General features: G+C 39.6%; 16 protein-coding genes. All 16 read right to left on the bottom strand.

Going from position 1 to position 13,229, the window contains the following annotated elements:
* Positions 1-14: 14 nt before the first annotated feature.
* Positions 15-2,090 carry a glycoside hydrolase family 78 protein gene (locus DRED_RS05255; protein WP_011877330.1) on the bottom strand — a complete coding sequence of 692 codons (2,076 nt, stop codon included), beginning with the start codon at positions 2,088-2,090 and terminating at the stop codon, positions 15-17.
* Positions 2,091-2,097: 7 nt separating this feature from the next.
* Positions 2,098-2,844 carry a hypothetical protein gene (locus DRED_RS05250; protein WP_011877329.1) on the bottom strand — a complete coding sequence of 249 codons (747 nt, stop codon included), beginning with the start codon at positions 2,842-2,844 and terminating at the stop codon, positions 2,098-2,100.
* Complete coding sequence (locus tag DRED_RS17815; protein WP_049755852.1) at positions 2,832-4,187, bottom strand: VanW family protein; 1,356 nt, start codon at positions 4,185-4,187, stop codon at positions 2,832-2,834. The genes DRED_RS05250 and DRED_RS17815 overlap by 13 nt, the downstream gene beginning before the upstream one ends.
* Positions 4,141-4,857 (bottom strand): dolichyl-phosphate beta-glucosyltransferase, encoded by a 717-nt coding sequence (locus tag DRED_RS05240; protein WP_011877327.1) that lies wholly within the window; start codon positions 4,855-4,857, stop codon positions 4,141-4,143. The genes DRED_RS17815 and DRED_RS05240 overlap by 47 nt, the downstream gene beginning before the upstream one ends.
* A complete protein-coding gene (locus DRED_RS17810) occupies positions 4,851-5,579 on the bottom strand; it encodes a class I SAM-dependent methyltransferase (RefSeq protein ID WP_011877326.1) in 729 nt (242 codons plus the stop codon). The genes DRED_RS05240 and DRED_RS17810 overlap by 7 nt, the downstream gene beginning before the upstream one ends.
* Entirely contained in the window at positions 5,542-6,939 is a 1,398-nt protein-coding gene (locus tag DRED_RS05230; protein ID WP_041274483.1) for a hypothetical protein, read from the bottom strand. Before DRED_RS05230 ends, DRED_RS17810 begins: the two co-directional genes overlap by 38 nt.
* 9 nt (positions 6,940-6,948) lie before the next feature.
* Positions 6,949-7,572 carry a hypothetical protein gene (locus tag DRED_RS05225; RefSeq protein WP_041274482.1) on the bottom strand — a complete coding sequence of 208 codons (624 nt, stop codon included), beginning with the start codon at positions 7,570-7,572 and terminating at the stop codon, positions 6,949-6,951.
* A complete protein-coding gene (locus DRED_RS05220; RefSeq protein WP_011877323.1) occupies positions 7,553-7,984 on the bottom strand; it encodes a hypothetical protein in 432 nt (143 codons plus the stop codon). Before DRED_RS05220 ends, DRED_RS05225 begins: the two co-directional genes overlap by 20 nt.
* Positions 7,985-7,986: 2 nt before the next feature.
* Positions 7,987-8,178, bottom strand: coding sequence for a hypothetical protein (locus DRED_RS05215; RefSeq protein ID WP_041274481.1), 192 nt, complete (start codon positions 8,176-8,178; stop codon positions 7,987-7,989).
* On the bottom strand, positions 8,178-8,720 hold the full coding sequence (locus DRED_RS17805; RefSeq protein ID WP_049755850.1) for a prepilin peptidase: 543 nt from the start codon (positions 8,718-8,720) through the stop codon (positions 8,178-8,180). Before DRED_RS17805 ends, DRED_RS05215 begins: the two co-directional genes overlap by 1 nt.
* A 61-nt stretch (positions 8,721-8,781) precedes the next feature.
* The gene (locus tag DRED_RS05205; RefSeq protein ID WP_041274480.1) at positions 8,782-8,967 is read right to left on the bottom strand and encodes a SurA N-terminal domain-containing protein; all 186 of its coding nucleotides are present in this window, start codon (positions 8,965-8,967) and stop codon (positions 8,782-8,784) included.
* Between the two features lie 14 nt (positions 8,968-8,981).
* Positions 8,982-9,281 (bottom strand): hypothetical protein, encoded by a 300-nt coding sequence (locus DRED_RS05200; RefSeq protein WP_011877321.1) that lies wholly within the window; start codon positions 9,279-9,281, stop codon positions 8,982-8,984.
* Positions 9,282-9,294: 13 nt separating this feature from the next.
* Entirely contained in the window at positions 9,295-10,155 is an 861-nt protein-coding gene (locus DRED_RS05195) for a hypothetical protein (RefSeq protein WP_011877320.1), read from the bottom strand.
* Positions 10,156-10,160: 5 nt separating this feature from the next.
* On the bottom strand, positions 10,161-11,153 hold the full coding sequence (locus DRED_RS05190) for a type II secretion system F family protein (protein ID WP_011877319.1): 993 nt from the start codon (positions 11,151-11,153) through the stop codon (positions 10,161-10,163).
* Positions 11,147-12,496 carry an ATPase, T2SS/T4P/T4SS family gene (locus DRED_RS05185; protein WP_011877318.1) on the bottom strand — a complete coding sequence of 450 codons (1,350 nt, stop codon included), beginning with the start codon at positions 12,494-12,496 and terminating at the stop codon, positions 11,147-11,149. The genes DRED_RS05190 and DRED_RS05185 overlap by 7 nt, the downstream gene beginning before the upstream one ends.
* A 28-nt stretch (positions 12,497-12,524) precedes the next feature.
* Positions 12,525-13,223 carry a CpaB family protein gene (locus tag DRED_RS05180; RefSeq protein WP_011877317.1) on the bottom strand — a complete coding sequence of 233 codons (699 nt, stop codon included), beginning with the start codon at positions 13,221-13,223 and terminating at the stop codon, positions 12,525-12,527.
* Positions 13,224-13,229 lie beyond the last annotated feature (6 nt).

The following is a 13,229-nucleotide window of genomic DNA, read 5'->3' as shown; positions in this document are numbered from 1 at the left end:
GTGGCTTAATGAGACTAATCTCTTCCCTGTAAGACCACTAGCCAATCTTCATAAATACTTCCCTGGGTAACAACAACACCTTCTGCATAAGGAGGTGCATTTAACTGAACATTTCCTACAGCACTCGAAGCCCCTAACAACATAGTCACTAGGGTACCAGAGGGACATTTATATAGGTTTGGATCAGTCCAAAAGTCAATAGTGTATCTATTGGTTTTACTTCCACTTGGATTTAGGCTATTGGTTATAACTGAAGCATTTAGCCCTGTACCATATGGAAATAATGTGCTTAATGAGTTAAAAGGTCCAATAGCATCTACCAAAAGAGTGACCTTAGAACCGGCTTTTACTTTCGGCAGTTGTTCTTTTGTCATGCCTTGGTTGATCATAAGGTGTGTCGTCGGGTTAGCTGGATCAGGCTTTACCTGACTGGCTGGAGCAGATGTTATTTGTGCTATCCTGGGCCGTTCAAGGGTTATTACACAAAAAGATCCCCAATTTGACCAAGGGGATTCAGCCCCATTTTGGTCCCAGACTTTTACCCGATATTTATACCTGTATTCCCCGGATTTCCATAATGGTCCAGGATTGTTAGGAATATTACTTGTTGGCACTTTGTATTCAGATTGGCTGCCTATAAGCTGGCCACTATCAAGAAAAACACTTAGATCTGATTCTCTTGCAATTTCAACTTGGAAACTGCTTTGTGTGTCTCCGGGGTCTGGGTCATTAAAGGTCCATGTTATTTTTGGTGTTGAGGTTGTAAAACAAGCTCCATATGGTGGCAATATCGGTGGTCCGGGCGGATTATTAACCTCAAGCTTTACAGTTGGTAATATCCGTGGGGTTATGTTGTTGTCTATCGTATCTAGGATTGCTTTCACAATAAACTTATTACCTAATGTTACTGAAGAACTCACCCCTGGGGTCACTTCGACGAATGTGGCACCTCCGTTACTTGAAATGTACCATTTAATTGAAGTGTTCGGCGGCATGGTACTATTAGCAGTAAGCAACACCGAACAATAACTGGTAGCCGATGTAATGACCTTCGACCAGTATTCAGCCAGATGGGAGTATCCTTTATTGATTGGTATTCCCGATAATTCCATCGAAGAATCCCTAACCATTTTTCCGGTAGCATCATCATATATCCAGTAATATAACTGACCATTTAAGTCAACCATTGCTTGGTCAAAGGATCCTGGGCGTAAGGCTGCAGCCACTGGGTTACTAATACCTCCAGGACTTAGCACATTAACCTTACTAGCATCACCTACATCATCGTTTATGTAGTAATCTAAACTACTTCTAGTCAGAAAAGCATTACCAGTTTGGTCACTACTAGCCGAAATAACATCTATTAGGGAAGAGATTTTTTTAGTTGTATCTTCCACATATTTCCCAGTAGCGTCATCGTAGATAAAGTAATAACTTGTTGTTTTAGTGTTAAGGCGAAAGTCTGGTGAATCATCTATCATTGAGATACTTACCGGATCAAGGATGTTTGGATTAAAACTTTTAATCTGACTCAAACTAGACGTGGCCTCGTATAAAGTTATCTGGGCCTTATTATCTGAGGTTTTCTGCAGAACCAAAGCTTTATCACTTTTCCTGTATGCCGCAACCGATAAAACATCAACCAGCCCGGAGGTTTTGAGATTCGGATCATCACTAGTACCCGTAGCACTGGCTTTGTAATAAGCCAGTGAATTGGGGGAAATAGCCCAGATACCTAGCGTATCTTCTCGGACTGAAACTCCGGTGGCTGTGGTAGTCCAAGGGCATGAAAAGGCCGGGTTTTTAGCTATAGTTCCCGTTGCATCGTTTCGTTCATAGACACTAATACCATCTGATCCAGCTATAGCATAACCTTCGACATCTTCGCCAAGCATTGCTATGGCGTTAGTTAAACTACCACTTGGCAGTTGAACCCAGTGATTTGTTGTATCTACTAGTGCCGATGTCTTGCCAGCATCAACCATGTTTAGATCATTAAACCCCTCGTTTAATAAGGTAAGGGCTTCGGCCCGGGGCGTTAGCGTTAATAAAAACACTAAAAAAAACAACAATACGGTTTTATTTTTCATAAGGGTCTCACCCCATCATCTTAACTACATCCAGGCGGCATATTTTCCAAATTCCATTTACATCTATCAAGTGGTAGATGGCAGTCATTGTATATCCCTGATCATTTTCGCCATTAGTAACTTCAGACAATACCTCGACCATGGCATAATCTTTAGTCAATCCTAAGCATTTTATCTCTTTTACTTTTTCTTTTATGGGTGCTTCGCTTTGCCCACCGGCGGCAGCCCCACGAAGAGTTAACTGTTTCATACTTGCCCGCAGTAAAGGACCTGCTAGAAATTGACTGTTACGCTTATCCTTTTCCGTTTTAGATAGTTCGATATAGGTCATAAGTTGGGCTTCTACACTTTTTGGTAAGTGCCCTGGCTTTAGACTGTCGTGCAAATAGTCACCGTATTCAACCTTAAATATTAGCCAGTTGTCTTGTACTTTTTTTAGGTAAAATTTATAGGTTATTCGATCGTTTTCTTTTGTTGTATCTAAAGTAACTGTGGCTACTTCATTAGTTAAATAATTTACCTCTTCCTTTTTACTCAGGACTCTTTCGGGTATTTTCACTTTGTCTTTATTAACTCTGGTTTCCAACAAAGCCTCCCCCGTCAGTAATTGCTCAGTTTGTTCCCATTGTAATGCAGAGGAATATTCAATGTACTTATTAACCACTCCAACAACATCTTGGTTTGATTCCTTATTACAACCGGTAAATAATGCAGCAATAACAAGGAGTATTATAAGTCTTTTTAGTTCTGCCATAGCTCCACCACCAAATTCTCATTTATCTTTTGACATTTTATCGTTACCGGAACGGAAAGAATGTTTCTAAATTTGTAGTCCCAGCCACCCCAGGCCACTGCTGTATCTTCTTCATAATCCACCGGCAGGCTATGGGAATGATGTTCAACCTCTAATAATCCTGCTGCCATCACGGCTTTATGAAGCACTGTTGAAGTCCTGCAAATACCACCGCCAATGCCATCTGCATAATCATAACCTTCCGGTGTACTTATGATTTGTCTTGCTGCGACATAACCACGTTCGACTGTTCTTTCCCCTACAGTCTCATTAAAAGAAAATACCCCGCCTGGGGGTATTTCTTTACCATTTATGGCTTCGCCTGAAAGGGCTGCGTTTATTGCACCATTCCCTTTACCAATTCTTATCTCAGCCCGACCTATTAGTTTTTGCACTGAAGAACTAACCTCAAAAGCACGGCCTTGCTTAAGTTTGCCTTTTTCCCACCAAACCATTGTTGGCACTCCATCAACCGGCGGATCACCTTCAAGAATATAATACTCAGCATCAGTTAAATTAGCCGATTTAAGCTTCTTTTCAATAAAATCCCTTTGGTCCCCGTCATTATAACAAAACACAATATAGGGTCTATCATTGGAATAGTACTTACTGATATTTTTCAGGGCATAATCACAATGGGGGCACCACCAGGCTACTAATAGAGCAGTTTTTTTATTTAAGTCAATTTTTAATGCCTCCCCGTGTTTAGTTTTTACTTCTACCTGTGATCCAAAAGATAATGGCTCTGGCTCACCTGGTATTGTCTCTTGTTTTTTGCTTGTTTCGGATGACGGTTTGTTTACAGTAATAGTTATTGTCTCTTCAGGTTGTGTTTTCTTTGTTTCGGCAAAGGCTGGCTGGCTTTGAGCCCCTGTGTTGTTATAGCCTAAGGTTAATAGTATAACTGAAACGATAAGAAGCCCTAACCCAGCTCCTGGTAAGAATTTTGGATCCCATCGTGAGAAATCCTTGAATACATACATCAGTGTCAAAATTAAGCCAGCGATTAAAAACAACAAGCAACTAGGACAAATAGATTTTTCAGCTTGGTAAACGTAATAGGTAAGTGTCATATGAAAGATTGTACCGGTTGAAAGGAAGGCTGCTACTGAGAAATTTTTTCTAAATGTAAGGGTTAAAATACCGGCCGTAGCATAATAAAAAGCTCCCCATAGTATCCATGGACGGGCAAAAAAACCAACCGCCAATTGTTTGCATACATTACTACCACACGAAGTAGAAAACCCTGTCTTCCAGCTAATTATGGCCAGCAGAGACAGAAGCAGATAACCCAATCCGACCATCTTCCATCCCTCTTTTCACAGTATTAATTGCCTTGAACAACTCCCAAAACATACGCCAAGAGTCTTTAACAAGATTAACCTTTGACCCGGGAATTTCTCGCCAGTTAATAGGAACCTCAGTCACCTTATAGCCAAAATGCTGTGCTAAGAGTAATGATTCCACATCAATTCCAAAGCCATCAACTCGACAGGCATTAAAAATTTCCTTAGCACAATCTTTTTTAAATACTTTAAAACCACACTGGGTATCCTTTACTTTGAGACCAGTGGTAAAACGAACAATAAGGCCGTAACACTTGCCAACTAGGTTTCTTATAAAAGTTCTTCCTGAAGTAGGACGACACCCAATGGCAATATCACAGTGCGTTAAAGCCTGTTGCAGTTTCCTAAACTCGTCAGGTGGAGCTGCCCCATCCGCATCCATGATACAAATAATATCACCAGTGGCTTCCTTAACGCCCTGGCGAACAGCAAATCCTTTACCTATGTTATTTTGAATTTCGATAACCTTAGCCTCGGGCCATATTTTTTTGACTACCTCTATAGTTCTATCCGTAGAACCATCCGAAACAACAATTAATTCGGCATCTCCCCACAATGACCTAAATTCTTTTAGGGGTGTTCCGATTCGGGATTCTTCATTGTAGGCGGGTATAATTATACTTAGCAATCTCCATCCTCCTTTCTAACTTCAATAAACTCAGTAAGCCCAAAGGGTAAACGTAAATATAAGTCAAACTGGCATAGACATAACAATAGTTTCTCTAACGCAGGTCTAGCCTTTACGGTAGAACTTACCTTTTGACTAGGAAAAAATAACCTTATTACGAAGACCAGGGGCAATAGAGAGCAAATAAAATACTGTTTTTTCAACACCTTTAATCCAGACCTATTTAACAAAGGGTAAAGTTCCCCAGTTCTATATCGCCTGACATGTCCAGTAAGCTCATCGTGTTTTGACCAAAGTTGGGGGTATAATGGCACCGAGAAGTAACCCCTTCCCCCTGGTTTTAAAACCCTGGCGATTTCATTAATAGCCTTTTCGTGATCCTCAATGTGTTCTAGCACATCGAAGCAAGTAACAGCATCAAAGGTTGAGTTACTAAACGGTATAGCAGTTGCCGCGGCAGTTATGGCTCCTTCATACCGGGGATGGCTATCAATCCCTGTTACATTACAGTGTTTAAGTACATGGTTCACTAGACCATTGCCACAGCCAACATCTAAGACATTTGTGGTAGGTTTTACGTCCGTTAAATTTCCCCGTAAAAATTTTTCTCTTGCCTTAAAGTACCACCCTTCTCCTTCATAAAGTTCCAAATAAATCACCTCAAAAAATAAAAAGCCCGCCATTCTAGCGAGCCTTGTATACCACAGCCACATTATCTTCATAAGTCTTAACCCACCCAGGCAACAGGGCCAGGTATTTGGTCATTAAAGATTCCTTACGGCAAAGAATGGAATCTGGATGGTACTTATCAATCATTTTCTGGATATCTAATTTACTCAAAACCTCCATTGAATCTTGAAATACGTCCCCTTCAAAACGGTAAATATCTGCCCTGCCATCTATAAAAACTTTTTGTCCTTGGAATATCAAGTAACCACCCCAATCGTAAGGATTAAGGGTTCGTTGGCCTAAATGATTTACGGCTGCTACAGGATAATTTTCCCTCATTGCTACTTGCTCATAATCTTTAGGAATACCTCCAACCAATGTACCAATTAATATTCCTAGTGTCACACCTATGGCAGCTAATCCCCGGTTATTTTGCCTATCAGATGCCCATATTTCCCCCAGGAGAGTAGTTAAAGCAATTCCTAATAGTGTATAGTATCTAAAACCAGAAAGGGTTAAATAAAACAACCCTCCGCATAGTAGAACAGTATATAGATTAACCGACCTGCTATAAATAGATATGCCACCCAGAACTAGGGTGGCTACAGCAATTGTTGTATATTTTATTAAAGGAATCCCCAACGGTGGGGACATCCATTCTGTTATATATTTAGCAAAGATATCATCACTAATGGTGTGCCAAACATATCCGTATAGGTTATAGCCCCAGGGGGTGCATAGGGAGGCCAAAATTGAAATAACAGCTATTTTGAAGTAGGTGTTCCTGTCCCCAATAGGTTCATGGACTATCAATCCAACCCTGAAGGATGGTATCAAACTAAGAACTAAGAAAAAAATGGTTAAACCAACACCAAGTAAGACTGCACTATGCATATTGGCCCAAACCAGTATTACTACTGGTATAGTATAAAGCCATTTATTTTCTTTATAAAGATAAATCATTAGTGTGAAAAACAAGTAATCATATAGCTGAGGTCTAGCCGTTAGCCCTGGGTATAGCATCGTTGCGGAAACTGCAAGTATCAGACCAGTCATTAGAGGTTTAGTTCTTTTGACAAGTTTCCAAAACAAAAATATATTTGCTATTACTGGCACAGCACAAAATATAATTACCCCATAGGTAGTTCCAGAAAAAGGGTATAGTAACAATTCAAACAACCACTCATGGGCTGTCCAGTCTGCACCTGGGAGACTCCAGGAGAAAGGGTCATTTCTGGGTATTGCTTTGTTCTCCCAGATCCATTTACCGGTAGCCAAATGCCACCAAGTATCTGTACTAAACAGTGCTGTAGATGTCAGTGGAACGGCAGCCGCAACTCCTGCTAACACTGTTCCAAGTATAAGAAGCATCTTTTCAATTTGCTGATTAATGTAGTTATTTATATAGGTCACTCCTCTCTGTTAATTTACCTTTACTAATTTAGCAGCAGCCCAACGGTTCACAATAATCGGGTCTTTACCCATTACCCGATTAAGTTCCGCACTCATAGATACCACTACCCCGGGGGAATCCATCTTACATTTTAATGTGCCAGCTACCCCAGGACTTATGTTAGCGTTATCTACCCCAAATAAATATGACGTTCCAGTAGGTGAAAAGGTAAATGTATTTAATATACCGTTTTGAAATTTATACACCTTGCCACCATTAGCTCCATCAATGTTAAAAGTTTCGTCCACATTGTAGACCACAAAGGTATAATCTGGACGTTTAATGTTGGAACCTGGCAAAGGGTTAAGTGTTACTTCATCTAGCCCAAGGTTTTTGGCTAGAATTTTCTTGAATGTGCTATGAGCATTATCTGCATGGACACGGGGGTTGTTGGAAGCGTTACTTACCGGTACAACCTGACCAGCGGCAGACCTGGCAGCCAATGCTAAGGCAGGCTGTATATCAAGATCACTGGCGGTAGTTGAATGTATTTGAGTGTTATTAGATACCCAAAGGAGCATCATTAAAGGGAAAACTATCAGTGTATAAACAAGGGGCCAACTGCCCCTCTCATTACGGATCAATCCTTTCACTTAATTCTTTGCCTCCCACCTTGATATAAACCGGTGTAGATGTGCCACCAACTAAACTTCTTGGTTTAAATGGCTGAGGTTCTGGACGACATTTTATTTCCAAAGTTAATTCACTGTCTATAGTTTCGGTTCCCCTCAGTATTCTAGGTTGCAATAATCTTTCTTTTGCATTGGCATTAATGTATGTGTTGGTATCCGAGTCAATTTTACAATTAACATTATTTAGCTTGCTTTTTATTTCATTTTCGTCGCCCGTAGATAGCCTACCTTCTATTCTCATGCGGTCAAGATATCTGTGCATGATGTGTGTGGCTATTTGGTGTTTAGCTTGCAGTACATAGTCATCTGACTGTTGTACCAAAGGGAATAAAAGAATGGATATTACTATAAGTGTGGCTATGAAATTACCCATAATTAATACCCACTTTCAATAATATCTTTGGTTTTGTTAACAAATTTTTGGTGAGTATCACCAGTATCAGGTTCCAGGTTATTGTAGACTATGAAACCAACCACTGCTACTACCAAAGCAAGTTCCATCAGAATAACAATAAGGCTGTGAACCCCTTTTTGATTTTTTAAACATTTTTTTAAGGTAATTAACATCAGAACCACCTCCAGTTGTAAAATTCCAATGCATACATGGTTAGTAGAAAGGGGGCAGCCAAGTAAGGTGCAAAGGCCTCTCGGTGGGGTGTCCCATAACCATAGACCTCAGCTTTTAAATCTGCTACTAAATTTCCAATGATTCTTCCACCGGATCTTTTGATCGAAAGTAAATACTGTACTATTTTGATGAGGGCATAAAGATATGTATAGATGGCCATTAGTATCCATACATTCTCTTGGCCTACCCAAGCTCCACAACCTAAGGCAAGTTTATAGTCTCCGCCACCAAGTCTTTTAATGGCGTTGGGATTAATAAGTCCAGGTAGGCGGCATAAGATAAAAACAAAGATGGCAAAGGACAATGCCCCTGCCAAGGAGTTAATGGCTCCTGAAAAACCTAGTTTATATGAATGTATCCCTACGCCTGTAATAAACAAGGTTGTTGTCACCCATTTTGGTATAAGCATAGTTTTAATATCCTTAATAACCCCACCCAGGCATAAAATTGTTATAAAAATAATTTTTAAAATATAAAACACCTCCTAAAATATAAAAGGGGTTAATCCGAAAGATAATCGGATCAACCCCTTGCTACTGTGCCTACGGTGCTACCATCTTTATACTATTACCAACAGATGTTCCTAGCCCAGAAACTGAGATAAACACCCCTGCCAACACAAAAGAAACAATGGCCACTCCAAATACGATCATCATTAATTCCGTGTTAATGTTATTTAAACCACTGCCACTATCATCATCCCAAAGGGCTTTAATAGTCTTAAACATGGCCATAACTCCTTCTATTTATTAAAAGTAATGCCGTTTACTGTGGAATTACCAGAGGCTGGTGCAGCATTAGTTAGAGTACCAGCACCATTAGTAGCGCTTGGAACAGTAACCTTAAAGGATTTTATATCAGAGGATATACCGTCTGTTTTATTTGAGATGATTACACCTAAAGCCCCTATGATCAAAGATGTAATAGCAATACCACCAACTATATACAAAAAATTAGTTGTATGGGTGTCAGCACCGGTACCACGGTCATCTTTCCAAAACTCTTTAACTTGATTTACAAAATTTTTTATTGTTTTCCTCATTTATTTTTCCTCCTTATTTTATTAAATCCAAGGGATTTAGGGAGCCCATTTGTTCTTTGTAATGCCGGTAATAGCAGTACGCAATTAAGGAAAAGCCACAGAAAAGAGGTAAATAAAGCTGAAACTGTTGAAACATAGGTCTTAATTTAATATTGGTTCTCAAAAGTGATTTTCTTAGGTTTTCAAGCCGCACCGCTTCAGGGCCACCGACATGTGCTCCTTGATTATTGTTTTGTAATTGTAAAAGAATAGAAATAAGGATCCCTGCTTCGTCAAAGTTCATATTCTTTTCCATTTCTGCAATGGCTTCAATTGGATTATAAGGATATTTTTTAAGGCATTTTTCCACAGGTGTTTTTAGTAGTTTTAATAGTGGCAAAGACCTTTCTAATGCCTGTTGTAGGTTATCACCCCTTTCCATATAGATCATTAATGAGTCGTAAAGTAAAATAGCTTCCTTAAGTTTTTGTCCATATCTCCTTTCTCTCATTATTTTTGTGTACCTTAAATATCCAATTGCCCCTAGCAAAATCCCAAAAGGGAAGCCTAGGAGCTTGCCGGTTATCCCCGGTAAAGTAATTGCTAAGAACAAACCCGAACCAATGGTTACAAACAAGATTTCTTTCTGCTCTTTGTTGCTCTTTTTAACCTGTCCCTTTAATTTAAGGTGTTCAATTGGGTTTAGTTTTGAAAACCGACTTGCTTTCTTTATGCTCTGTTTATGCTGTATCCTTGCGACTAACCTTTGAAATAAAAGAAATACAGCATATAAGGTATATGCTGTGATAATTCCAACCCCTAAGCCAACTATGGTAGAAAGAAACCAATCTGTTGGTATTTCTGGGATATTAATTTTTGAATAAATATTTGTCACCCCCCTTAGGCATCAACTTTTGACATCATCCTGTCAAAGATAATCCCAATCAACACCGACAAAAAGGTGAGCAGCACGATAGTCCTGCCACCAATTTCCTGGGTTAAATATTTCTCTGATTCAGGGAGTACCCTAACTAGCATTACTGCTAGTATCACTACCAAGAAATGCATTATAAAATTTTGTATTCTCCCAGCGTGAGTTGTCTGGGCATTTTCCAATATAAGTTCATTCATAGCATCTACCTGGCCCGCCAAACGGGTAAACTGAGGAATCAATGTTGTACCCTGATAATAGGCATCTGCTAGCAACTGTTCAAATAAATGAGCGTGTGATACCTTTATTTCTTTAGTGATTTCTTTCAAAGCTAATTTTGGTTCAAAACCACTATCAATTTTAAGAAGTATTGTTTGGAAGAGTGATTTTGATGGTTCAGGTGCCCGTTCGGCCACATATGAGATGGCAGAACGGGCATTTCCTTTTTGCTCCAGGGCCACTAGAAAAGTTCTCACTACAATTGGGAACTGGCTGATATATTTTTCTTGCTTTCGCAGATCCTGACGACTTAAATACTGACCAGGTAGTAGTATACAAAGAAAAGCCAATATGATTGCTGCACCGATATTTTTTAGCCATAAGGTACCAATCATTAAACCTAACACTGCCACAATTGAAAATACTATTAAGGCTTTTACTGAGGTCAATAAAATTTCAGGTATAAGCCACCTAAACGAATCCGATACTGTTTTAGCTTTTGTAACGGTAGACTGATGCTTTGATTGGATAATTGCTACTAACCTTGGCGAAATATTGCTTTTTCTATTGGCTTTTTTATATTTCCTTACCAGATGACCACATATTTTTTCAATGAAATCCAAGAATATGTGGGAAGCACTGTACGTAAACAATCCTATCCCTAATATTGTGATTCCCATAAGTATAAGTGATATATGGTGGTCAAGAAACTGAGCTTTTAGGATAGAAAAGATTTCTACCATATAAGCCCCACCCTTTTTAATTCCTCCGCTGGAACACCATTTCGATGCAGCTTTTTAATTAATCTTTCTGATAAAGGATTAGGGTATTGCCAGTAACCCTTTAGGAAATCTTCCTCAGATGGCTGCCATTCAAAATAGTTAATAACTTTTACAGTTCCATCAACAAATTTTGGTTCTCCAACAGCGACCACTTTTTTTACTCCTGATTGAGGTGGGACGAATATCTGGACAATTACATCAAATGCCCTACATACCCTTTCCATGGCTTGTTCCTTCGTAATACTTTGGGATCTACCTTCTTCCACAAGAATGTTGGTCAGTTCTAAAATGGCGTCTTCTACTGTCTCTGCGTGGATAGTTGATAGATTTCCTGTATGCCCCCGGTTTCCTGATTTAATTGCCTCTGGGCCTTCCCTACCACCCAGGATCTCACCGGTTATGATCCTTACCGGAGTTACTTGCAGTGCTGTTTCAAAGGCTTGCAATAGAGTTAATCGTTGCTGGGGGAGTTCCTGAAACTCAATAATATTCCATTCGGGGTAGTTTTCTTGTAGCTTTAGCTCATGTCTTGGTTCTAACAGTACGGTCCTGATATCGGGAGGACTATATCTAAAAAAATGTCTCAACATAGTGGTTTTGCCACCATTGGTGGGGCCGGAATAAAGAATATTTAGTAATCCCCTGTTAAATAGGGCTAGGGCATCATATATTCTGGGATCTAAAGTTCCAACCTGGGTCAAGGTATCCTTTGAGTAAATAAATGTATTGTGCTTTCTCATTGTAAGGGTGATTGTATTGGTAAAAGGGGGAACAGTGGCTAATACTCTGGTCCCATCTACCCGAACAGTTCTTCCAACAGGGTTGCCTTCGTTAACAGCACAGTAGTCGACAAATATTCTACCCATCAAGGCCATTAGCTCTTGTTCTGAATTAAAAATTACGTTTTCTCTGCAGTACCTGCCTCTGCGGATGGAGTATATATTATGAATACCATTTACTTCAACCTCATCAACTTCAGGGTCATGATAAATATCCTCTATGATTCCCAACCCCCAGGTCTCTTTGTATATCTCTATAGCAGCTTCATGAAGAATCATCCCCTCAATTTCAAACTTATATCTGATCATTGTTTCAACCAGGTAGTCAATTAACTCTTGTTTAGCCTTCTTTTCACCCTTCATACTTTCAAGTTCTAGTTTTTTTACCTTTGCTTTTTCGTTATCATTTTCATAGTGTTCAGGAGTAGCAATAAATTGTCTTATCAAATCCTTTGCTTTTTCGTAGGATACCAGACCTACATTGATTTCTGTGATTTGTTCTTGTTTTTTGGTTAAAAACCCCATTAGTTAAGCACCACCTTTTACCTGCTACTTATTGTTGTACTTGATCTTGCGGAGAGGTTTGAGTTGTTGGTTGACTCACGTTGGTAGACATATATCCTGTTTGACTTAAAAACACCTTGCCTCCCATAACTGGTCTAGTGAAGTTTGCACATTCAGTTTCCTTGACTTTCAATAAAACCCATTTTGGTACTGGCGGATCGTTTTGTGTTGGGGTGACGCTACCCGAAGCCCCTACTATTCCAGATACAATAGCACTCTTTGCTAATAATACTGGCGCATTCTCTAGGTCTACCACATGGTAGACATCCACTTGCATGTTTGGCTGAATCTGGCCACCAAGTATTTGTTCCAGGGAATCTGCCTTAATCGAAACATAGGCTTCACCTGTATTGAGTATATTTTCAGGTGGCACTAGTTTGTCTGCCCTAATTTGTTCCATTGGATAGAGGTCACTTGCAGCCACTCTGCCGGTAATTTCGGTAGTATCTTGGATAGATGTTGGCTCCTGGGCAGCCTTTAAAAATTTACGTATTGTTATATCCCCCGGTGTAATAACATGACCTGCATAAATTACGTGGGCAGGTACAGGAAGGCTAATGGTCTCCTGGTTATTTGCAACCCACTCCCTTTGATATTTTGTTGCAGGGATCGTAACTGCAATAACTATGAGCATTATAAAGAAGTGCTTAATGTATTTAATTGGTATTTTCCTGAATAGGTTAGTCATTAGCTA

Source organism: Desulforamulus reducens MI-1, from assembly GCF_000016165.1.
GTDB lineage: Bacteria > Bacillota > Desulfotomaculia > Desulfotomaculales > Desulfotomaculaceae > Desulfotomaculum > Desulfotomaculum reducens.
The sequence above is the reverse complement of the archived record's forward strand: the minus strand, read 5'-3'. Positions and strand labels throughout refer to the sequence as shown.